Here is a 22,906-nt window from a genome sequence, read left to right on the forward strand (position 1 = left end):
TCGCACGTCGTACGCCCTACCACCGAATGGCCCCCACAAAGGGCCGGGAGGCACCCGCAGGGGTGCCTCCCGGCCTCACTGTCCGATCCGTCAGCGACCTGCGCTGTCGACCACCTCGGCCCACTCGTCGAGCAGCGCCTGTGCGGAGGCGTCGTCGGGGCCCTCCGCCCACAGATGGGTGACGGCCTCGGCGGGGTCGGGCAACACCATCACCCAGCGCCCGTCGGCCTCCACCACCCGCACACCGTCGGTGGTGTCCACCGAGCGGTTGCCGGCCGCCTCGACCACCCGGCGCATCACCAGCCCCTTCACGGCCCACGGGGTGGCGATGTCCTTCTTCAGCACGTGCGCACGCGGAATCCGCGCGTCGATCTGGCTCAGCGTGAGCTGCGTCCGCGCCACGAGACCGATCAGCCGCACGAAGGCGGCCGCGCCGTCGAAGACGCTGCTGAACTCGGGCACGATGAACCCGCCGCGCCCGTCGCCACCGAAGATCGTCGACTCCTCACGCCCCACGCGCGTGAGGTCGTCGGGCGAGGTCGTCGTCCACTCCACCTGGGTGCCGTGGTACGCGGCGACCTGCTCGGCGATCCTCGTGGTCGTCACGGGCAGCGCGACCCGCCCCGACCGCCGCTCGGCCGCCACCAGGTCCAGCATCACCAGGAGCGCCCGGTCGTCCTCGATGATCCGCCCTCGCTCGTCCACGAGCGACAGCCGCTCACCGACCGGGTCGAACCGCACGCCGAAGGCCGCCCGCGCCGACGCCACGATCTCCCCCAGCCGTACGAGCCCGGCCCGCCGGCTCTCCACCGACTCGGTGGGTCGGGACTCGTCGAGCCCGGGGTTGATCGTCAGCGAGTCCACCTGGAGCCGACCGAGCAGGCTCGGCAGGACGAGCCCGGCACTGCCGTTGGAGGCGTCCACGACGACCTTCAGCCCGGCCTCCGCGATCCCGGTGGTGTCGACGTTCCGCAACAGCGACCCGGTGTACGAGTCGAAGACGCTCGCCGGGAACGAGAGGTCCCCGATCTCCCCCGGGAAGGCCCGCCGGTACTCCTGCCTCGCGAACACCCGGTCCAGCTTCCGCTGCCCGGCCTGGGAGAGGTCCGCCCCTCGCTCGTCGAAGAACATGATGTCCACCGAGTCCGGCACACCGGGCGAGGTCCGCACCATGATCCCGCCGGCGCTTCCGCGCGCGGTCTGCTGCCGGGCCACCGGCAGCGGCACGTTCTCCAGATCCCGTACGTCGATGGCGCTGGCCTGCAAGGCCGAGATCACCGCCCGTTTCAGCGCCCGGGCACCTCGGGAGTGGTCACGGGCCGTGGTGACGGTCGCGCCCTTCTTCAGCGTCGTCGCGTAGGCCCCGGCCAGACGTACGGCCAGCTCCGGCGTGATCTCCACGTTGAGGATGCCGGAGACCCCGCGCGCCCCGAAGAGATGGGCCTGCCCCCGCGACTCCCAGATGACCGAGGTGTTGACGAAGGCACCGGCCTCGATCGTCTTGAACGGATAGACCCGTACGTTCCCCTGCACGATCGATTCTTCGCCGACCAGGCACTCGTCCCCGATGACGGCCCCGTCCTCGATCCGGGCCGCCCGCATGATGTCGGTGTTCTTTCCGATCACACAGCCGCGCAGATTGCACTGCTCGCCGATGTAGACGTTGTCGTGCACGACGGCCTTGTGCAGGAAGGCCCCGCTCTTCACGACCACGTTCGACCCGATGACGGTGTGCTCCCGGATCTCGGCGCCGGCCTCGACCTTGGCGTAGTCACCGATGTAGAGCGGCCCGCGCAGCACGGCGTCCGGATGCACCTCTGCGCCTTCCGCCACCCACACGCCCTGGGAGATCTCGAAGCCGTCGATGTCGACCTGGACCTTGCCCTCGAGAACGTCCGCCTGGGCCTTCACATAGCTTTCGTGGGTGCCCACGTCCTCCCAGTAGCCCTCGGCGATATAGCCGTAGATCGGCTTGCCGTCCTTCATGAGCTGCGGGAAGACATCACCCGACCAGTCCACGGAAGTATCCGCCGCGACGTAGTCGAACACCTCGGGCTCCATCACGTAGATGCCCGTGTTCACCGTGTCCGAGAAGACCTGCCCCCATGTGGGCTTCTCCAGGAAACGCTCGACCTTTCCCCCTTCGTCCACGATGGTGATACCGAATTCCAGAGGATTCGGCACCCTGGTCAGACAGACCGTGACAAGGGCGCCCTTCTCCTTGTGGAAGGCGATGAGATCGGTGAGATCGAAATCTGTGAGCGCGTCACCCGAGATGACGAGAAAAGCGTCGTCCTTCAACGCTTCCTCGGCATTCTTGACACTGCCCGCTGTACCGAGCGGCTTCTCCTCGTTGGCGTACGTGAGCTCCATCCCGAGCTCTTCGCCGTCGCCGAAGTAGTTCCTGACGAGGGAGGCGAGAAACTGCACGGTGACGACGGTCTCGTTGAGACCGTGCCTCTTGAGCAGTCGCAGGACGTGCTCCATGATCGGCCGGTTCACCACCGGCAGAAGAGGCTTGGGCATGCTCGATGTCATGGGGCGAAGTCGGGTTCCTTCGCCACCGGCCATCACGACGGCCTTCATGTCGGAAGCGTCCTCCTTGAAGAGACGACGGTCCTGCCGACTTCACCTGTCCGCTCGGTGGCCCTCGGGCGTCCTCGTTCCTGCCGGCGACGTTGCACGGCACGGGACGGACGGGCTCAATCGGCCGCGGTATCCGCCTTCACGAGTCGACGGACCTGGACCACGTAGAGGATCCCTGCCCACCAATACAGAGTTGTACCCCATCCGGCGAAGGCCCACCCGAAAACTTCGGCGAGTGACGAAAGCCAGCCCGTTCCGTCACTGAGAAGCAGCAACGGGAACGCGTACATCAAGTTGAAGGTCGCAGCTTTCCCGAGGAAGTTCACCTGCGGCGGCGGGTAGCCGTGTCGGCGGAGGATTCCCACCATGACCAGCAGCATGGCCTCGCGCGCCAGGAGGGCTGCGGTCAGCCACAACGGCAGGATCTCGCGCCAGGTGAGCCCCACGAGCGTGGACAGGATGTACAGCCGGTCCGCGGCGGGGTCAAGCAGCCGGCCGAGGTTGCTGATCTGGTTCCAGCGCCTGGCGAGCTTGCCGTCGAGATAGTCGCTGACACCGCTGAGCATCAGAACGAGCAGCGCCCACCCGTCACTGTTGGGGCCGCCGAACTCCGGACGGAGAATGAGCCACAGAAACAGCGGCACGCCGAGAAGACGCGCCATGCTGAGAATGTTGGGGATGGTGAGGACCCGGTCGGTCTGAACGCGAGTCTCCTGGACCTCCACCCGGGGGCCTCCTGCTGCTGGGATGGTGCCGACGTTGCCCCCCGACCTTACCCTCAGCCACGACGCCCCAGCGCACAGGGTCCCGAGTCTCCCCGGAACGCAAAAATGCCTCAACCCCCGGACAGAGTCCGGGGGTTGAGGCTAAAAATTGTTCGGCGGCGTCCTACTCTCCCACAGGGTCCCCCCTGCAGTACCATCGGCGCTGAAAGGCTTAGCTTCCGGGTTCGGAATGTAACCGGGCGTTTCCCTAACGCTATGACCACCGAAACACTATGAAGATATGAACCGCCGCACCACCCGAAAGGGGGGCGTGTTCGTTACTTCAGAACTAACACAGTGGACGCGAGCAACTGAGGACAAGCCCTCGGCCTATTAGTACCGGTCAGCTCCACCCATTACTGGGCTTCCACATCCGGCCTATCAACCCAGTCGTCTACTGGGAGCCTTACCCTCTCAAGGAGGTGGGAATACTCATCTCGAAGCAGGCTTCCCGCTTAGATGCTTTCAGCGGTTATCCCTCCCGAACGTAGCCAACCAGCCATGCCCTTGGCAGGACAACTGGCACACCAGAGGTTCGTCCGTCCCGGTCCTCTCGTACTAGGGACAGCCCTTCTCAATATTCCTGCGCGCGCAGCGGATAGGGACCGAACTGTCTCACGACGTTCTAAACCCAGCTCGCGTACCGCTTTAATGGGCGAACAGCCCAACCCTTGGGACCGACTCCAGCCCCAGGATGCGACGAGCCGACATCGAGGTGCCAAACCATCCCGTCGATATGGACTCTTGGGGAAGATCAGCCTGTTATCCCCGGGGTACCTTTTATCCGTTGAGCGACGGCGCTTCCACAAGCCACCGCCGGATCACTAGTCCCGACTTTCGTCCCTGCTCGACCCGTCGGTCTCACAGTCAAGCTCCCTTGTGCACTTACACTCAACACCTGATTGCCAACCAGGCTGAGGGAACCTTTGGGCGCCTCCGTTACCCTTTGGGAGGCAACCGCCCCAGTTAAACTACCCATCAGACACTGTCCCTGATCCGGATCACGGACCGAGGTTAGACATCCAGCACGACCAGAGTGGTATTTCAACGGCGACTCCACCATGACTGGCGTCACGGCTTCAAAGTCTCCCACCTATCCTACACAAGCCGAACCGAACACCAATATCAAACTGTAGTAAAGGTCCCGGGGTCTTTCCGTCCTGCTGCGCGAAACGAGCATCTTTACTCGTAGTGCAATTTCACCGGGCCTATGGTTGAGACAGTCGAGAAGTCGTTACGCCATTCGTGCAGGTCGGAACTTACCCGACAAGGAATTTCGCTACCTTAGGATGGTTATAGTTACCACCGCCGTTTACTGGCGCTTAAGTTCTCAGCTTCGCCACACCGAAATGTGACTAACCGGTCCCCTTAACGTTCCAGCACCGGGCAGGCGTCAGTCCGTATACATCGCCTTACGGCTTCGCACGGACCTGTGTTTTTAGTAAACAGTCGCTTCTCGCTGGTCTCTGCGGCCACCCCCAGCTCACGGAGTAAATCCGATCACCAGTGATGGCCCCCCTTCTCCCGAAGTTACGGGGGCATTTTGCCGAGTTCCTTAACCATAGTTCACCCGAACGCCTCGGTATTCTCTACCTGACCACCTGAGTCGGTTTAGGGTACGGGCCGCCATGAAACTCGCTAGAGGCTTTTCTCGACAGCATAGGATCATCCACTTCACCACAATCGGCTCGGCATCAGGTCTCAGGCTTAATGTGTGACGGATTTGCCTATCACACGCCCTACACCCTTACCCCGGGACTACCACCGCCCGGGCTGGACTACCTTCCTGCGTCACCCCATCGCTTACCTACTACAAGTCTGGTTCGCCGGCTCCACCACTTTCCTTTCCCCGAAGGGTCCGGAACGGCTTCACGGGCTTAGCATCGCCTGATTCGATATTGGGCGTTTCAAAGCGGGTACCGGAATATCAACCGGTTGTCCATCGACTACGCCTGTCGGCCTCGCCTTAGGTCCCGACTTACCCTGGGCAGATCAGCTTGACCCAGGAACCCTTAGTCAATCGGCGCACACGTTTCTCACGTGTGTATCGCTACTCATGCCTGCATTCTCACTCGTGAACCGTCCACAACTCGCTTCCGCGGCTGCTTCACCCGGCACACGACGCTCCCCTACCCATCACAGCGGGCGTTGGCCCTATTGCTGCAATGACACGACTTCGGCGGTACGCTTGAGCCCCGCTACATTGTCGGCGCGGAATCACTTGACCAGTGAGCTATTACGCACTCTTTCAAGGGTGGCTGCTTCTAAGCCAACCTCCTGGTTGTCTCTGCGACTCCACATCCTTTCCCACTTAGCGTACGCTTAGGGGCCTTAGTCGATGCTCTGGGCTGTTTCCCTCTCGACCATGGAGCTTATCCCCCACAGTCTCACTGCCGTGCTCTCACTTACCGGCATTCGGAGTTTGGCTAAGGTCAGTAACCCGGTAGGGCCCATCGCCTATCCAGTGCTCTACCTCCGGCAAGAAACACACGACGCTGCACCTAAATGCATTTCGGGGAGAACCAGCTATCACGGAGTTTGATTGGCCTTTCACCCCTAACCACAGGTCATCCCCCAGGTTTTCAACCCTGGTGGGTTCGGTCCTCCACGAAGTCTTACCTCCGCTTCAACCTGCCCATGGCTAGATCACTCCGCTTCGGGTCTTGAGCGTGCTACTGAATCGCCCTATTCGGACTCGCTTTCGCTACGGCTTCCCCACACGGGTTAACCTCGCAACACACCGCAAACTCGCAGGCTCATTCTTCAAAAGGCACGCAGTCACGACCCATTGGGTAAACCCAATGAGCGACGCTCCCACGGCTTGTAGGCACACGGTTTCAGGTACTATTTCACTCCGCTCCCGCGGTACTTTTCACCATTCCCTCACGGTACTATCCGCTATCGGTCACCAGGGAATATTTAGGCTTAGCGGGTGGTCCCGCCAGATTCACACGGGATTTCTCGGGCCCCGTGCTACTTGGGTGTCTCTCAAACGAGCCGTTAATGTTTCAGCTACGGGGGTCTTACCCTCTACGCCGGACCTTTCGCATGTCCTTCGCCTACATCAACGGTTTCTGACTCGTCTCACAGCCGGCAGACTGTGAAAGAGAGATCCCACAACCCCGCATGCGCAACCCCTGCCGGGTATCACACGCATACGGTTTGGCCTCATCCGGTTTCGCTCGCCACTACTCCCGGAATCACGGTTGTTTTCTCTTCCTGAGGGTACTGAGATGTTTCACTTCCCCTCGTTCCCTCCACATGCCCTATGTGTTCAGGCATGGGTGACAGCCCATGACGACTGCCGGGTTTCCCCATTCGGAAACCCCCGGATCAAAGCCTGGTTGACGGCTCCCCGGGGACTATCGTGGCCTCCCACGTCCTTCATCGGTTCCTGGTGCCAAGGCATCCACCGTGCGCCCTTAAAAACTTGGCCACAGATGCTCGCGTCCACTGTGTAGTTCTCAAACAACGACCAGCCACCCATCACCCTGCTCCATAAAGAAGCAAGTTCACTGGGGCCGGCATCACGAAGGCAACGACCATACGGCCGCACCCTCAGATACCCAACAACGTGCCAAGCACAGCCGATTCATCGATCCCGTTTTCCACGCCGAAGCAGTACTCACGATCTCTCAGACAGCGACTGTGCCAACTAATCAACGTTCCACCCATGAGCTGACCGTGCAGAACGTTTGTCTGCAATCGGTACTGTGCTCCTTAGAAAGGAGGTGATCCAGCCGCACCTTCCGGTACGGCTACCTTGTTACGACTTCGTCCCAATCGCCAGTCCCACCTTCGACAGCTCCCTCCCACAAGGGGTTGGGCCACCGGCTTCGGGTGTTACCGACTTTCGTGACGTGACGGGCGGTGTGTACAAGGCCCGGGAACGTATTCACCGCAGCAATGCTGATCTGCGATTACTAGCAACTCCGACTTCATGGGGTCGAGTTGCAGACCCCAATCCGAACTGAGACCGGCTTTTTGAGATTCGCTCCGCCTCGCGGCATCGCAGCTCTTTGTACCGGCCATTGTAGCACGTGTGCAGCCCAAGACATAAGGGGCATGATGACTTGACGTCGTCCCCACCTTCCTCCGAGTTGACCCCGGCGGTCTCCTGTGAGTCCCCATCACCCCGAAGGGCATGCTGGCAACACAGGACAAGGGTTGCGCTCGTTGCGGGACTTAACCCAACATCTCACGACACGAGCTGACGACAGCCATGCACCACCTGTATACCGACCACAAGGGGGGCACTATCTCTAATGCTTTCCGGTATATGTCAAGCCTTGGTAAGGTTCTTCGCGTTGCGTCGAATTAAGCCACATGCTCCGCTGCTTGTGCGGGCCCCCGTCAATTCCTTTGAGTTTTAGCCTTGCGGCCGTACTCCCCAGGCGGGGAACTTAATGCGTTAGCTGCGGCACCGACGACGTGGAATGTCGCCAACACCTAGTTCCCAACGTTTACGGCGTGGACTACCAGGGTATCTAATCCTGTTCGCTCCCCACGCTTTCGCTCCTCAGCGTCAGTAATGGCCCAGAGATCCGCCTTCGCCACCGGTGTTCCTCCTGATATCTGCGCATTTCACCGCTACACCAGGAATTCCGATCTCCCCTACCACACTCTAGCCTGCCCGTATCGGATGCAGACCCGGGGTTAAGCCCCGGGCTTTCACACCCGACGTGACAAGCCGCCTACGAGCTCTTTACGCCCAATAATTCCGGACAACGCTTGCGCCCTACGTATTACCGCGGCTGCTGGCACGTAGTTAGCCGGCGCTTCTTCTGCAGGTACCGTCACTTTCGCTTCTTCCCTGCTGAAAGAGGTTTACAACCCGAAGGCCGTCATCCCTCACGCGGCGTCGCTGCATCAGGCTTTCGCCCATTGTGCAATATTCCCCACTGCTGCCTCCCGTAGGAGTCTGGGCCGTGTCTCAGTCCCAGTGTGGCCGGTCGCCCTCTCAGGCCGGCTACCCGTCGTCGCCTTGGTAGGCCATTACCCCACCAACAAGCTGATAGGCCGCGGGCTCATCCTTCACCGCCGGAGCTTTTAACCAGCCTCCATGCGGAAGCCGGTGTTATCCGGTATTAGACCCCGTTTCCAGGGCTTGTCCCAGAGTGAAGGGCAGATTGCCCACGTGTTACTCACCCGTTCGCCACTAATCCACCCCGAAGGGCTTCATCGTTCGACTTGCATGTGTTAAGCACGCCGCCAGCGTTCGTCCTGAGCCAGGATCAAACTCTCCGTGAATGTTTACCCGTAATCGGGTCGACACCACGAGAGCGGAACGATCGAGTCGGAATAAGACCGATCGTTCACAGCGTCCTCGCTGTGCGCCACCCGGCTAAGGGTGGACTTTTTCAAAGGAACCTCGACCATCCGAAGATGGACGGGGTATCAACTAATCTGGCGTTGATTTTTGGCACGCTGTTGAGTTCTCAAGGAACGGACGCTTCCTTTGTACTCACCCTCTCGGGCTTTCCTCCGGGCTTCCCTTCGGTATTTCGTGTTTCCAGCTTAGCAGACTCGATTTCTCGTTTCCGCCACCCGCTGGAGCGGGTTGCCGGTGGGGAATTCGCTTTCGCGTTTTCCGTTCCCGGCGGGGTCAAACATTACCAGGCTTTCCCGGTCCCCCTGACCACTCCCCTAGCGAGCTGACGCACGCAGAGGTGTAGACCACTGGGGTTAGGATCTGGCTTGATAGGTGCTGCCGACCCGCGACTCAAGGCCGCGTTGGGGTCAGGCAGGAGTACGACAGTACATCCCACCGTCAGTAGAGGCAAATCGTTTCGGGGTAGCCCTAGGTCCGCCAAGTGGTACGTCTCGTGCGGAACTGGGACTTCCTATGACATACGCTTCTGAACAGTACGCCGTCCAGGACAGGTAGTGACGGCGCCACACAATCTCCGCCCCTGGGAGGCTTCCCATGACAACCGTGACGTCGCCGCTTGTTGGACGCGCCATCGGTCTCGCCGCAGTTCCCGACCCGGTCTTCTCCGGTGCGATGGTCGGTCCCGGTACCGCCATCGATCCCGTACGTGAGCCCTCGGAGGCCGTCTCCCCCATTGACGGGGTCATCGTCTCCATGCACCCGCACGCCTTCGTCGTCGTCGACGCCGAGGGGCACGGGGTGCTCACGCACCTGGGTATCGACACCGTTCAGCTCAACGGGGAGGGCTTCGAGCTCCTCGTCAACAAGGGTGACACCGTGACGCGCGGACAGGCCGTCGTGCGCTGGAACCCTGCCGCGGTCGAGGCCGCCGGCAAGTCCGCCATCTGTCCCATCGTGGCCCTGGAGGCCACTGCGGACTCGCTCTCCGACGTCGTCGAGGACGGCGACGTGAAGGCCGGCGACCAGCTCTTCAACTGGAGCTGAGCCCGGTTCGTCGTCGTGACGACCGCGAGTTCGACATTCAACGCGGCGGCCCGGGCCGTCGCTCAATCGGAGACGGGTGAGATGGAGACAACGCTGCGAGGCGTCGGCGTCAGCCACGGTGTGGCGATCGGCGAGGTCCGGCACATGGGCACGGCGGTTCTCGAACCGCCGGCCAAGCAGATTCCGGCCGATGAGGCGGAGCGCGAACAGGGGCGCGCCCGTCAGGCCGTGGAAGCTGTGGCCGCGGACCTGATCGCGCGGGGCAATCTGGCCGGCGGTGAGGCCCAGGCGGTGCTCGAGGCCCAGGCGATGATCGCCCAGGACCCGGAGCTCATCGCCGACGTCGACCGCCGGATCGTGGTCGGCAGCACGGCGGAGCGCGGTATCTACGACGCGTTCTCGCACTACCGGGAGCTGCTCGCGGGTGCCGGTGAGTACATGGCCGGGCGGGTCGCCGACCTGGACGACGTGCGGAACCGGATCGTCGCCCGGCTGCTCGGTGTCCCGATGCCGGGTGTGCCGGACAGTGACGAGCCCTACGTGCTGATCGCGCGGGACCTTGCTCCCGCGGACACGGCGCTGCTCGACCCGGCGCTCGTGCTCGGCTTCGTGACCGAGGAGGGCGGGCCGACCAGCCACAGCGCGATCCTCGCGCGGGCGCTGGGTGTGCCGGCCATCGTGGCGATGCCGGGCGCGGGTGAGCTGGCCGAGGGCACGCTCATCGCGGTCGACGGATCCACCGGTGAGCTCTTCGTGGACCCGAGCGAGGAGAAGAAGGCCGAGCTGACGGCGGCTGCCGCCGCGCGGAAGGCCGCGCTGTCCTCGTCCAGTGGTCCGGGTGCGACCTCGGACGGGCACAAGGTGCCGCTGCTCGCCAACGTCGGTGGTCCGGCGGACGTGCCGGCGGCGGTGGAGGCCGGTGCCGAGGGTGTCGGGCTGTTCCGTACGGAGTTCCTCTTCCTGGACGACAGCAAGCACGCTCCGTCCGAGGAGAAGCAGATCGAGGCCTACCGCAAGGTGCTCGAGGCGTTCCCCGAGGGCCGTGTGGTCGTGCGGGTGCTCGACGCGGGTGCGGACAAGCCGCTGGACTTCCTGACTCCGGTCGACGAGCCGAACCCCGCGCTCGGTGTGCGGGGGCTGCGGTCGCTGCTCGACCACCCGGAGGTGCTGCGGACGCAGCTCACCGCGCTGGCGAAGGCGGCCGAGGGGCTGCCGGTGTACCTCGAGGTCATGGCGCCGATGGTGGCCGACCGTACGGACGCGAAGGCTTTCGCCGACGCGTGCCGTGAGGCGGGGCTGCGGGCGAAGTTCGGTGCGATGGTCGAGATTCCCTCGGCCGCGCTGCGGGCGCGCTCGATCCTCCAGGAGGTCGAGTTCCTGTCGCTGGGCACCAACGACCTGGCCCAGTACACCTTCGCCGCCGACCGTCAGGTCGGTGCGGTGTCGCGGCTCCAGGACCCGTGGCAGCCGGCGCTGCTCGACCTGGTGGCGCTGTCCGCCGACGCGGCCAAGGCCGAGGGCAAGAGCTGTGGTGTCTGTGGCGAGGCCGCTTCGGACCCGCTGCTGGCCTGTGTCCTGACGGGTCTGGGGGTCACCTCCCTGTCCATGGGCGCGGCGTCGATTCCGTACGTGCGGGCAACGCTGGCCAAGTACACGCTGGCGCAGTGCGAGCGGGCCGCGGCCGCGGCGCGTGCGGCGGACACGGCGCACGAGGCGCGCCTGGCCGCTCAGGCGGTGCTGTCCGGGGAGTGATCCCGGGCGGTTCTGGACGTAGGGAATCGGAGGGGCTTCCCGTCACCTTGGTGGCGGGGAGCCCCTTCGGCGTTGGTGCTCAGTGGTGGGCGGTCCAGTCGTCGTCGGGGTCGGGGGCGAGGGGGAAGCCGGCGCGGTAGTCGACGCCGGGTTCCGGGGAGAGGGGCTCTCCGGTGCGGGCGTCGGTGCAGTAGGCGGCGAAGACCTCGGCCTCGGTGAGGGGGGTCAGTGTGCCTTCGGTGAGTCGCCAGCCGTGGAGGTGGTCGCGGGTGGCGGGGGCGGTGGTGCGCAGGACGAGTCCGCCGGGGGCGGCGAGGGCGATGCCCGCGGCGAGGACGGCGGTGAACTCGGCGGCCGCCGCGTCTTCGGGGGGCGTGGTGCCGTGGGCGTGGAGGACGGCGAGGAGTTGGTCGTCGGCGGCGGGGACGCTGCAGACGAGGTGGTGGTTACCGGGACCGGCGGCTTCCAGGAGGCGTACGAGCAGGCGGGAGGCCTGGGCGAAGGCGGCCTTGCCGATGTCCTTGCCGCAGGTGGCGCAGTCGCCCGCGGTGGCGAGGACCGTGGTCGCGTACTCCCAGGTGGCATGGCGGACGGCGGTGTCGACGAGCTCGGGCAGGAGGGTGCTGAGAGGTTGCCCGGTGTAGGTGACGCGGGCTCCGGTGGTGGCGAGGTGGTCGGTGAAGCGGCTGCGGCTCGTGGGGTGGTCGGGGTCGATGGCGTTCTCGGCGCAGTAGGTCGCGTATTCCTCGGGGTCGAAGAGGGTGACGGTGGTGTGTCCGCCTTGGGTGGCGAGGGTCTTGAGGAGGGCTTCGACCTGCTGGAGGTAGGTGGTGTGGTCGTCGAAGGCGAAGGTGCGGTAGCGGCGCATGGCCGCGAAGTCCCGCGCGTCGGCGAGGAGGCCGACGGTGCTGGGGATCTCGCGGCGCAGGGCGCGGCGGAGGTGGGTCGTGGTGGTGCCGGTCCGGGTCATGTCTCCCCCTGGTGACTGTCCGATCAGTGCTCACTCACCGTAACCTTCAGCACTGACAGTGACGGTTCGGGGAGGCGTCGGCGGACCAGGCGGTTCTGTGCGGCGCAGGTGGCGACGAGGGCGGCGCCGAGGAAGGGCCAGGCGAGCGGGCCGGCGGAGACGAGGCCGGTCATGAGGAGGGGGCCCGCGAAGCGCTGGGTGGACTGGGCGAGGCCGTGGACGCCGAGGTAGGCGCCCTGGGCGTCGTCGGCGGCGAGGGCGACCGAGAGCTCCCAGGAGGCGATGGTGTGGATCATCTCGGCGAAGGTGAGGGCGACGGCCGCGGTGATCAGGGCCGTGATGGAGAGGGCGCGGCCGCCGAGGGCGGACGCGGCGACGGAGAGGGTGCCGACCGCGAAGAGGGCGGCGAGCGGGGTGTAGAGGCGGCGCGCGGCTTCGGTGGTGGCGCCGAAGCGGGCGAGCGGGACCTGGAAGGCGACGACGAGGGCGCTGTTCAGGACCATCAGGAGCGGTGCGAGGCCGACGGGGGCGTCGGTGGCGTGGACGATCCAGAGGGGCAGGGCGACCTGGAGGATCGAGTCGTGGAGGAAGAACACGGCGTCGCCGGCGGTGAAGGTGAGGAAGCCGCGGTCGCGCCAGGGGGTGGAGGGCTTCGGGGCGGTCGCGTCGGTGGAGGCGGCGACCACGCGGGAGGCCGCGGGGGCGGGGGGCTCGGCGCAGCGGAGGGTGAGCGCGGCCATGACCAGGTAGGAGAGGGCGTCGCCGACCAGGAGGAGCTGGAAGGCGGTGGTGGAGCCGAGGGCGAGCGCGGCGGCGGCGCCGAGGCCGCCGAGGGTCCAGCCGAGGTTGGAGGTGGTGCGGTTGATGGCCTGGTAGCGGACGCGGTCGGGGCCGGCGACGCGGGCGGCGTACAGCTTGGTGAGGACGTTGGTGGCCCGGTCGGGGAGGGCGCCGGCGGCGGAGAAGAGGACGAGGAGCAGGTAGTCGTCGGTGGTGAGGAGCGCGAGGAGGGCCGCGGCGCGCAGGAGCTGGGTGCAGATGATGACGCGGACGAGGGGGAAACGGTCGGCGAGGCGGCCGCCGAGGGGGGCGCCCGCGATGCCGGCGGCGCCGGATACGGCGATGAGGAGGCCGACCTGGCCGAGGCCGAGCCCCGTGACGTAGGTGAAGTAGAGGGCCATGGCGGTGGACCAGAGGCCGGTGCCGCACTTGTCGATGAAGCCGATGACGAGCATGCGGCGCCCGTCGGGGCCGCCGGGGATGCGTTCCTTGAAGGGTGGGCGGGTCGGGTGGGTGGAGCGGCTCATGGGTCCCCCTTGCGCTCTGCTTTGTATTGATACATACTTGTTTACGTGGCAGCACAATATGCGATCGAGGGGACGACGGCCAAGGGGATTGCCGCGTCCGTGGAGCGGGGCGTCGCCGAGGGCGGGCTCTCGCCGGGCCACGCCCTGCCGCCGGTGCGGCGGCTCGCCGACGACCTGGGGGTGAGTCCGGGGACGGTGGCGACGGCCTACAAGGAGTTGCGGCAGCGGGGCCTGATCGTCACGCGGGGCCGGGGCGGGACGGTGGTGGCGGAGGTACCGTCGGTGGCCTCGCGACGGCCCCCGCGCGTGCCGGACGGGCTCGTGGATCTGGCGGGCGGCCATCCGGACCCGGCCTTCCTGCCCGTACTGCGGCCGCCGTCGGCCGTCGCCCCGGTGTACGGATCCCATCGCGCGGCCCCGCGCCTCCCGGCGCTCGAAGCGCTGACCAGGGCCTGGTTCGAACGGGACGGGGTGCCTTCGGAGCACGTGACGTTCGCGCACGGCGCGCTGGACTGCATCGCGCGGCTGCTGTCGACGGAGCTGCGTCCCGGCGACGCGGTGGCTGTCGAGGATCCCGGTTTCCATCACCTGCTCGACCTCGTACCCGCGTTGGGCCTGCGGACGGTCCCGGTGGCGGTGGACGGCGAGGGGCTCGTACCGGAGGCGCTGCGGGCGGCGCTGCGGGGTGGGGTGCGCGCGGTGGTGTGCAGTCCGCGCGGGCAGTGTCCGACCGGGGCCTTCTTCACCCGTTCACGGCGGGACGAACTGGTCGCGGTGCTGCGGGAGTTCCCGGAGGTGCTCGTCGTCGAGGACGATCACAACGCGGAGGTGGGCGGGGTCGCGGCGTACACGCTCGCGGCGGCGGGGCTCGACCGGTGGGCGCAGGTGCGGACCGTGTCCAAGCATCTCGGGATCGACCTGCGGTGGGCCGGGGTCGCGTGCGACGCCGTGACGTCGGCGCGGCACGACGGGCGGATGCTCATGACCTCGGGCTGGGTCAGCCACGTGCTCCAGGAGACGGTGGCTGGTCTGTTCACCGACGCGGCGGCGCGAAAGCTGGTGGCGGCGGGCGAGGCGGCGTATGCCGAGCGGCGCGCGGCGTTGATCGGCGCGCTCGGCGCGTACGGGATCCGCGCGGTCGGGGCGAGCGGGCTGAACGTGTGGGTGCCGGTGCGGGACGAGTCCGCCGTGGTGAACGGGCTGCGGACGCAGGGCTGGTGGGTCGCGGCGGGTGCGCGGTTCCGGATCGCGGCGCCGCCGGCCGTACGGATCACGACGGCGACGCTGGCGCCGGCGGACGCGGTGCGGCTGGCGGCGGACTTCGCCGGGGTACTCGGGGACGCGCAGGCGACGTACGGGGGGTGAGGGGGTGATCTGCGGGAGCTCCGGAGGAGGGCTGGGGCCTCCCCCGGAGCTCCCGGCCGTGCCGCGCCCGCGCCCGTGTCAGGGCACGGGCCGGTGGCGGTTCATCGGGTGCGGAAGGCGTTCCGCAGCGTCTGGGTGAGGGTGTTGCCCTCGGTGTCGGTGAGTTCGGCGCGGAGCGAGACGGTGCCGCCGGGTCCGGGGGTGCGGAATCCGGCCAGGCCGTCGAGGACCGGGACCCGGGTCCAGGTGGTGCCGCCGTCCGTGGACACCGAGACGGCCAGGGAGCGGACGCCGGTCGTGGCCGCCGCGCCCTGAACCGTCACCGGGACGCGGAGCAGGGCTCCCGCCGGGGTGGTGCCGTCGAGGGCCAGGTCCGGGGCGAAGCGGACGGTGCTGAGCGGAATCGCGGTGGGGTGGGAGCTCGCCGCCGAGGTGAAGCTCCAGGACGCGGTGGTGCGTCCGCCCGCCGTCGGGCCGCTGCCGTGGGTGGCCGTGGCGGTCAGCCGGTACGCGGCACGGCCGGGCGTGGTGGTGAACTCCGCGTGGCCGGGGGCGCCCTGCCGGGTGCCGGTCAGGACGGCGTCGCGGTGGAGCGTGGTGGTGGCGCCGTGGAAGCGTGGTGCGCTCGACACGTGGCCCTCGCCGTCGGCGAGCAGGGGGATGTCGAGGGCGAGGGTGTCACCGTCGCGGACGCCCGCGGGGCGGGCGCCGGGGGTCGTGTCGAGGGCCGGGCCGAAGACCGCGTTGTCGAAGGTGTGGGTGGTGGTGGCGCCCGCGCGGACCGGGAAGGCCTGCGCGGAGTAGCGGTTGGGCGGTGTCTCGGGGCCGGCGGGGGCCGCGTAGCCGACGTCCCACAGGCCGCGCTCGGGGGTCACGAGGAAGGTCGCGGTGGCGAGCTGCTGCAGGGGCTGGACGAGTCCGACGGTGGGGCCCGCGCTGGGCTGGATCTCGACGAACCCGGTTCCGGTCCCTCCGCCCGGGGCGGCGGCGCGGGCCGTGACGGTGGCCAGCGCGCCGGGCGCGGGGTGCCGGACGAGGCCGGTCAGGGCGCGGTCGGAGGTGAAGGTGTAGCCGAGTGCGTAGTCGGCGCGCTCGCCCGACCAGTAGGTGTCGATCCACTCCCTGACCGAGCCCTGTTCGGCCGCGGGGCCGAGGTGGGCGACGCGGAGGCCTTCGCCGGACATCATGAGGTTCGCGGAGCGGGTCGTTCCGTCGTGGGTGGCCTCGACGAACGCCATGCTGCGGAGGTAGCGGGCTCCGGCTTCCTGTGGGCGTACGTCGACCGGGGCGGTGGTGCGGGCGTCGACCGTGACGGTCGTGTCGCGGTCCAGGTCCAGGCGCGGCTGGACGATCCAGTCGGTCCCGGAGTCCGGTTCCGTGCCGTCGAGGGTGGAGTCGAGCAGGTAGCGGCCCTCGGGCAGGCGGACGGTGACGGTGCCGGACTCGTCGTAGGGGGCAGCGGAGGTGTCGGCGCCTGGACCGGAGAGGCCGGAGACGTTCGTCCGGTACGTGCCGGTGGGGGCTCCGTCGCGGTCGAGGTGGCGGATGGTCAGTGTGTACGTCTCCGGGGCGGCGGCCGCGGCGATCGCCGCGGGGGAAGGAGCGGCGACGGCGACGGCTGCGGCCGCCGCCGTGGCCAGGGTGCGCAGGGCTGAGAGCCGGGGCGTGCGCCGGGGCTCGGGTCGGGCCGTGTGGTCTCGGGGGGGCTGCCGGCGGGGTCGTACTCGGGGTGGTGTGTCGCGGGATCGTTCATGTCCAGCACTGCTCGTGCCGGGCGGGGTGTACGACGAGCACGCGCGGGTCCTGTACCACTACGCGTACCGGGTGTGCGGCGACCGGGCGGCGGCCGAGGACGTCGTCTCGGCCACCTTCCTGGAGGCGTGGCGCTGTCGCGGGAAGGTGCACGCCGACGGCGGGTCCTTGCGGCCGTGGCTGCTCGGCATCGCGACCAACGTCATGCGCGGTGCCGCTCGGGAGGCGCGTCGGCGCGACGCGACGCTGGCCCGGCTCCCCGAGCGCGGTGTGCTGCCCGACTTCGCCGACGACGTCCTCGCCCGGATGACCGACGGGGAGCAGGTACGGGCCGCCCGCGCCGCGCTCGCCCGGCTCCGGCCCCTGGACGGCAGGCCCGCCAGGCGCCCGTGTGCCCCCCGTACGGTCCCCCGCTTCACCTGGATCGCCGCGCCCGCCGCCGCCTGCGCGCTCGTGGCCGGTGTCGTCGTCCTCGCTCCCCCGGAAGGTCCGGCCCGGCCTTCGGGCCGGGTGTCGGCCGCGCAGCCCTCGGCGGCCGACGCCGGGCGGGTCCTGTCCCGCGCCGCGCTCGCCGCCGCAGCCTCCCCTGCGCCTGATGCCCGGCCGCAGGACTTCGTCTACGTCAGGAGCCTCGTCGCCTACGCGGGGCGCGGCGCCGCTGGGGGCGCCGCCACGCTGCCGCCCGCCCGTCAGCGCGAGGTGTGGCTCTCCGCCGACGGCAGCCGCCCGGGGCTTCTCCGCGAGGGCGGTGCCGCCGACGCCGTGCTCTCCCCGCGCCTGCCCGTGTACGAGCTGGACCACCGCGGGGCCGGTCCGCGGCCGTCCGCCCTGGAGGCGGCGCCTCCCTCCGTCACGAACCCGACCCACGCGTACGTGGCCGCGCTGCCGACGGATCCGGAAGCTCTGCTGCGGCTGATCCGGGAGGGGACCCGTGGGGACGGGAGCGATGCCGACCAGCGGGCCTTCCGGGCGATCGGGACCCTGCTCGCCGAGACCTGGGCTCCCCCGAAGGTCACCGCCGCGCTGTACGAGGCCGCCGCGCGGGTCCCCGGCGTCGCCGTCCTGCCGTCCGCGAAGGACGCCGCCGGACGCGAGGGCGTCGCCGTCGCCCGTACCGCCGACGGCGAGCAGTCCCAGTGGATCTTCGACCGGACGACGTCGGCCTTCCTCTGCGAGCGCACCGTCCTGACGGAGACCACGGCGGCGGGCAGGAAGGGCACGGTGCTCGGGGTGTCCGCGGTCCTCGCCAAGGCCGCCGTCGCCCGGACCGGTGACCTGCCGGGCGCGCCCCGCTCCTGAGTCCCGCACACGGACGACGCGAGGCCGGTCCCCCGTTCCGGGACCGGCCTCGGCTCGTGTGCGTCAGGACCTGCGGGTGGCCGCCAGGGTCTCGTAGAAGTGGAGGAGACCGAGGTTGTCGACCGAGCCGGCGTTGACGGCCTTGGCCAGGGGAGTGCCCTGGAGGAGGCGCTTGACCGGGACCTCGATGCGCTTGCCGGTGAGCGTGTGCGGGACGCCCGGCACCTCGATGATGTCGTCGGGAACGTGGCGCGGGGAGAGCTCGCTGCGGATCGTCCGCTTGATCTTGCCGATGAGCTCGTCGTCCAGGGTGGCGCCCTCGACGAGGTGGACGAAGAGCGGCATCCAGTACCCGCCGTCCGGCTCCTCCAGGCCGATCACGAGGGATTCGCGGATCTCCGGGAGGCGTTCGACGGCCTCATAGATATCGGCGCTCCCCATCCGGACGCCCTGCCGGTTGAGGGTGGAGTCGGAGCGGCCGTGGATGACGACGGAGCCGTGGTCGGTGATCGTGATCCAGTCGCCGTGGCGCCAGACGCCCGGGAACATCTCGAAGTAGCTGTCGCGGTAGCGGCTGCCGTCGGGGTCGTTCCAGAAGTGGATCGGCATGGACGGCATGGGGTTGGTGACGACGAGCTCGCCCACCTCGCCGATCACCGGCTTGCCGGAGGGGTCCCAGGACTGGAGGTCGGTGCCGAGGCCCGCCGCCTGGAGCTCGCCGATGTGAACGGGGAGCGTGGGGACGGCGCCCGCGAAGCAGGAGCAGACGTCCGTGCCGCCGCTGACGGAGGCGATCCACAGGTCCTCGCGGACCTCGTCGTGGAGCCAGCGGAAGCCGTCGGGGGGCAGCGGGGAACCGGTGGTGGCCACGCACTTCACGGCCGACAGGTCGAAGTCCCGGCCCGGGTGCACGTCGGCCTTCGCGCAGGCCATCACGTACGCGGCGGAGGTGCCGTACAGGGTGGCGCCGGTGCGTTCGGCGACGCGCCACTGGGCGCCGGTGTCGGGGTAGCCCGGGCTGCCGTCGTACAGGACGACGGTCGTACCGGTGAGCAGGCCGGAGACGAGGAAGTTCCACATCATCCAGCCGGTGGAGGTGTACCAGAAGAACACGTCCTCGGGCCCGAGGTCGCAGTGGAGGCCCAGCTGCTTGACGTGCTCGACGAGGATGCCGCCCTGGGACTGGACGATCGCCTTCGGCAGGCCGGTGGTGCCGGAGGAGTACAGGACCCAGAGGGGGTGGGCGAACGGGACCTGCTCGTAGACCGGCTCGACGTCGCCGGCGACGAGGTCGTCCCAGGCGAGGGTGCCCTCGGGGGCCGGGGTGCCGAGCAGCGGGACGTGGACGACCGCGCGGAGGGTGGGGAGTTCGGAGCGGAGTTCGGCGACGGTCTCGCGGCGGTCGTGCTCCTTGCCTCCGTAGCGGTAGCCGTCGACGGTGAAGAGGACGACCGGCTCGACCTGCTGGAAGCGGTCGAGGACGCTGCGGGCGCCGAAGTCCGGGGCGCAGGAGGTCCACACGGCGCCGACGGCGGCGGTGGCGAGGAGGGCGACGACGGACTGCGGGACGTTCGGCAGGTAGCCGCTGATCCGGTCGCCGGGGCGTACGCCGAGGGTGCGCAGTTCGGCGGCGAGGGAGCCGACCTGGCGGCGGAGCTCGGCCCAGGTGGTCGGCACGGGCTCATGTGTCTCGTCCACATGGAGCAGGGCCGTGTCGTGGGGGCGCTCGGCGGCGGCGCGCAGGGCGTGCTCGGCGTAGTTGAGGGTGGCGCCGGGGAACCAGTCGGCGCCGGGCATGGAGCGGTCGCCCAGGACCCGCTCGTACGGGGTGGAGAAGCGGACGTCGAACCACTCGACGACGGCCTGCCAGAAGGATTCGAGCTCCTCGACCGACCAGCGGTGGAGCGCCGGGTACCCGCCCTCGGCGGGGGCGCCGTGGTGCTCCGCCGCCCAGGCCTGGAAGCGGGTGACGGCGGCCGCGGCGATGCGGTCACCGTCCGGCTGCCAGAGCGGCTCGGTCTGGGCTGATGTCATGAGGGTGCTCCCTGGCTGTACGCGGGGTCGGCGTGTGTCCCGCGCACGTGCTGGGGTGTGCGCGTGACGCGGCTGACAGGACGATGCCATGTGATCGTCTTTCGCACCAGCTCTCTCCACCCATGGTCGGGTAGTTGAATATGTGCCCCCACCACGGGTGAACGGCAGTTGAACGGAGCTCGTATCGCCCCTGGTGGCTGGCAGGGTGATCACCATGGACGGTCGGGAACTGGTGCGTTCGATCAAGGTGTTCGGCTCTGTGCGGGGTTTGCGGACGGTACGGGCGGCGTGGCGGCAACGGCGCACGGACGCGTGGGGGCTGCCGCCGAGGGGGGCGGAGCGGGCTCGGGTGCCGGGGCTCGCGACGGAGGCGGAGGCGCTGCCGGGCGGGGGGATCGTCCGGTTCGCGCGTTCCTCGCTGCGGATCTGCGTGTCGGCGGGCGGGGCGGTGTTCTGGGGCTGGGACGGGGCCGAGCCCGAGCCGTCGTACGCGCTGGCCGGCGAGGGGCCGGAGCCCGACCTGCGGGCCTCGCTCGAACCGGACACGGACGGTGGGTGGCGGATCGTCTCGGAGCGGGTGACGGTGGCGGTCTCCCGTCACGGGGCGGTGGAGATCCGCACGCCGGGTGGGGTGATGCTGCGGCGGGATCTGCCGCCGCGTTGGTGGGAGCCGGTGGGGGGTGCCGGGCAGGTCGCCGGTGCCGGTGCGGAGCCGGTGAGGGGTGCCGAGCAGGTTGAGGGCGCCGGCGCGGAGCCGGTGGGGTCGGACGCGCGGTGGGTCCAGCGCAGTGAGGTGCCGGCGGACGCGCGGTTCTTCGGTCTCGGCGGGCGGTCGGCGGGGCCGCGCCTGCGGGACGGCTCGTACCGGCTGTGGAACACCGACCCCAAGGGGGGCTTCGTCCCCGGCGACGATCCGCTGTACCTCACCATGCCCGTGCAGTTCGTCGTCTCGGACGCCGGTACGCACCTGGCGTTCCACGACAACTCCTGGGACGGGCGGGTCACCCTCGCCGAGGGCGAGGAGGGTGCCGGGTCGGGGCACGACCGGCCGGGGACCAGCGAGGTCCGGATGGACGGCGGGCCCCTGCGCTGCTGGGTGGTGGTCGGTACCCCCGCGCGCGTGCTGCACGGCTGGGCGGCGCTCACGGGCGCGCCCGCGCTGCCGCCCTCCTGGGCGCTCGGTCCCCAGCACGCGCGCTGGGGCTTCGGCAGCGCGCGGGAGGTACGGCGGGTGGTGGCCGGGTACCGGGAGCGGGGGCTCCCCCTGTCCGCCGTTCACCTGGACATCGACCACTACGACGGGCACCGGGTGTTCACGGTGGACCGGGAGCGGTTCCCGGACCTGCCGGGGCTCGCGGCGGAGCTGCGGGAGCAGGGCGTGCGGCTCGTGTCGATCGTCGACCCGGCGGTGAAGGCCGAGGTGGGGAACGCGGTGTACGACAGCGGGCGGGCGGTCGGGGCCTTCGTCCGGGACGCGCGGGGCGGGGAGGTCCACGGGGAGGTGTGGCCCGGTGCGTGCGCGTATCCGGACTTCACCGATCCGGCGGTACGGGAGTGGTGGGGCGGCCTGTACGAGGAGCGGCTGCGGCAGGGCTTCGCCGGGGTGTGGCACGACATGAACGAGCCGGTGTCCTTCGCGCCCTTCGGCGACATGACGCTGCCGCGGTCGGCGCGCCACGCGCTGGACGGGCGGGGCGGCGACCATCGCGAGGCGCACAACCTGTACGGGCTCACGATGGCCCGGGCCGGGTACGAGGGGCTGCGTCGGCTGCGGCCCGACGAACGCCCCTTCCTCTTCTCCCGTTCGGGCTGGGCCGGCATGCAGCGGTACGGCGGGACCTGGTCGGGTGACGTGTCGACCGGGTGGCCGGGGCTGCGGGCCTCGCTCTCGCTGGTGCTGGGGCTCGGGCTGTGCGGGGTGCCGTACTCGGGGCCGGACGTGGGCGGTTTCGACGGGAGTCCGTCGCCCGAGCTGTACCTGCGCTGGTTCCAGCTGGGGGCGTGGCTGCCGTTCTTCCGCACCCACTCGGCGATCGACGCGGGGCGGCGCGAGCCGTGGGAGTTCGGCCCCGAGGTCCTGGAGCACGCGCGCGTGGCGCTGGCCGAGCGGGAGCGGCTGCGGCCGTACTTCGAGACGCTGGCCCGGCTCGCCCGGATGACGGGGGCTCCGTACGTGCGCCCGGTGTGGTGGGGGACGCCGGAGGACCGGGCGCTGCGCGACTGCGAGGACGCGTTCCTGCTGGGTGACGCGCTGCTGGTGGCGCCGGTCCTGACCCGGGGCGCTGACCGGCGCGCGGTGCGGCTGCCGCGCGGCCGCTGGTACGACACGGCGACGGGGCAGGCGTACGAGGGGCCGGGGCAGGTGCTGCTCGACGCGCCGCTGTCGCGGGTGCCGGTGCTGGCCCGGGCGGGGGCGGTGCTCCCGGTGCGGGGCGAGGGGGGCGGCCAGGCCCTGGAGGTCTGGGCGCCGGCGGCGGGGCGGACGGGCGGTGGGCTCGTCGTGCGGGACACCGGGGACGGCTGGGAGCCGGCCGAGATCGAGCGGTACCAGTCGCGGCTCGTGGACGGCCGGGTGGTGGTGGAGAGGGTGACGGACGACGGGGTCGAGGCGGTGGGGCTGCCGGTGCGGGTGCGGGGGGTGTGAGGGGCGGGCCGGCGGGGTGGATGGCGCCCGCCGGTTCCGGGCCTGGCTCGGGCGGTG

12 protein-coding genes and 3 rRNA genes are annotated in these 22,906 nt (G+C 68.9%); 6 read left to right on the forward strand and 9 right to left on the reverse strand.

Going from position 1 to position 22,906, the window contains the following annotated elements; genetic code table 11:
• Window positions 1-90 precede the first annotated feature (90 nt).
• From OG580_RS05135 to OG580_RS05155, 5 genes are all read right to left on the reverse strand, one after another.
• Complete coding sequence (locus OG580_RS05135) at window positions 91-2,586, reverse strand: mannose-1-phosphate guanyltransferase (protein ID WP_267042449.1); 2,496 nt, start codon at window positions 2,584-2,586, stop codon at window positions 91-93.
• A 116-nt stretch (window positions 2,587-2,702) separates the two neighbouring features.
• Window positions 2,703-3,311, reverse strand: coding sequence for a CDP-alcohol phosphatidyltransferase family protein (locus OG580_RS05140; RefSeq protein WP_024756906.1), 609 nt, complete (start codon window positions 3,309-3,311; stop codon window positions 2,703-2,705).
• A 150-nt stretch (window positions 3,312-3,461) separates the two neighbouring features.
• Window positions 3,462-3,578: ribosomal RNA gene (rrf, locus tag OG580_RS05145) — 5S ribosomal RNA — on the reverse strand.
• A gap of 85 nt (window positions 3,579-3,663) precedes the next feature.
• A 23S ribosomal RNA gene (locus OG580_RS05150) occupies window positions 3,664-6,786 on the reverse strand.
• A 288-nt stretch (window positions 6,787-7,074) separates the two neighbouring features.
• Window positions 7,075-8,600 (reverse strand): 16S ribosomal RNA (locus OG580_RS05155).
• Together the 16S, 23S and 5S rRNA genes form the textbook arrangement of a ribosomal RNA operon.
• A 135-nt stretch (window positions 8,601-8,735) precedes the next feature.
• Between OG580_RS05155 and OG580_RS05160 the strand changes: the two genes are divergently transcribed.
• The 3 genes from OG580_RS05160 to ptsP all read left to right on the forward strand — a co-directional run bounded on the left by OG580_RS05160 (window position 8,736) and on the right by ptsP (window position 11,478).
• On the forward strand, window positions 8,736-9,008 hold the full coding sequence (locus tag OG580_RS05160; RefSeq protein WP_267042450.1) for a hypothetical protein: 273 nt from the start codon (window positions 8,736-8,738) through the stop codon (window positions 9,006-9,008).
• Between the two features lie 268 nt (window positions 9,009-9,276).
• Window positions 9,277-9,726, forward strand: coding sequence for a PTS glucose transporter subunit IIA (locus tag OG580_RS05165; RefSeq protein WP_267042451.1), 450 nt, complete (start codon window positions 9,277-9,279; stop codon window positions 9,724-9,726).
• Window positions 9,727-9,807: 81 nt separating this feature from the next.
• A complete protein-coding gene (ptsP, locus tag OG580_RS05170) occupies window positions 9,808-11,478 on the forward strand; it encodes a phosphoenolpyruvate--protein phosphotransferase (RefSeq protein ID WP_267042452.1) in 1,671 nt (556 codons plus the stop codon).
• Window positions 11,479-11,557: 79 nt separating this feature from the next.
• Here the strand turns inward: ptsP and OG580_RS05175 are convergent, their stop codons facing one another.
• Together OG580_RS05175 and OG580_RS05180 are read right to left on the reverse strand one after the other, a co-directional pair.
• On the reverse strand, window positions 11,558-12,448 hold the full coding sequence (locus tag OG580_RS05175; protein ID WP_267042453.1) for a hypothetical protein: 891 nt from the start codon (window positions 12,446-12,448) through the stop codon (window positions 11,558-11,560).
• 23 nt (window positions 12,449-12,471) lie between these two features.
• Window positions 12,472-13,755, reverse strand: a complete 1,284-nt coding sequence (locus OG580_RS05180) for an MFS transporter (RefSeq protein WP_323182551.1) — start codon at window positions 13,753-13,755, stop codon at window positions 12,472-12,474.
• 45 nt (window positions 13,756-13,800) lie between these two features.
• Between OG580_RS05180 and OG580_RS05185 the strand changes: the two genes are divergently transcribed.
• Window positions 13,801-15,120 carry an aminotransferase class I/II-fold pyridoxal phosphate-dependent enzyme gene (locus tag OG580_RS05185; protein WP_267042454.1) on the forward strand — a complete coding sequence of 440 codons (1,320 nt, stop codon included), beginning with the start codon at window positions 13,801-13,803 and terminating at the stop codon, window positions 15,118-15,120.
• A 101-nt stretch (window positions 15,121-15,221) separates the two neighbouring features.
• Here OG580_RS05185 and OG580_RS05190 read toward each other — a convergent pair whose 3' ends face one another.
• Window positions 15,222-16,358: a serine protease gene (locus tag OG580_RS05190; protein ID WP_267042455.1), complete on the reverse strand. Its 1,137-nt coding sequence runs from the start codon at window positions 16,356-16,358 to the stop codon at window positions 15,222-15,224.
• A 529-nt stretch (window positions 16,359-16,887) separates the two neighbouring features.
• Between OG580_RS05190 and OG580_RS05200 the strand changes: the two genes are divergently transcribed.
• Window positions 16,888-18,171, forward strand: a complete 1,284-nt coding sequence (locus tag OG580_RS05200) for a CU044_5270 family protein (protein WP_323182552.1) — start codon at window positions 16,888-16,890, stop codon at window positions 18,169-18,171.
• A gap of 63 nt (window positions 18,172-18,234) precedes the next feature.
• Here the strand turns inward: OG580_RS05200 and OG580_RS05205 are convergent, their stop codons facing one another.
• On the reverse strand, window positions 18,235-20,205 hold the full coding sequence (locus OG580_RS05205; protein ID WP_267042456.1) for an acetoacetate--CoA ligase: 1,971 nt from the start codon (window positions 20,203-20,205) through the stop codon (window positions 18,235-18,237).
• A 214-nt stretch (window positions 20,206-20,419) separates the two neighbouring features.
• On the opposite strand from OG580_RS05205, the gene OG580_RS05210 reads away from it, so the two are divergent.
• Entirely contained in the window at window positions 20,420-22,849 is a 2,430-nt protein-coding gene (locus OG580_RS05210; protein ID WP_267042457.1) for a glycoside hydrolase family 31 protein, read from the forward strand.
• The last annotated feature ends 57 nt before the right edge of the window (window positions 22,850-22,906 follow it).

The organism is Streptomyces sp. NBC_00094 (assembly GCF_026343125.1).
GTDB lineage: Bacteria > Actinomycetota > Actinomycetes > Streptomycetales > Streptomycetaceae > Streptomyces.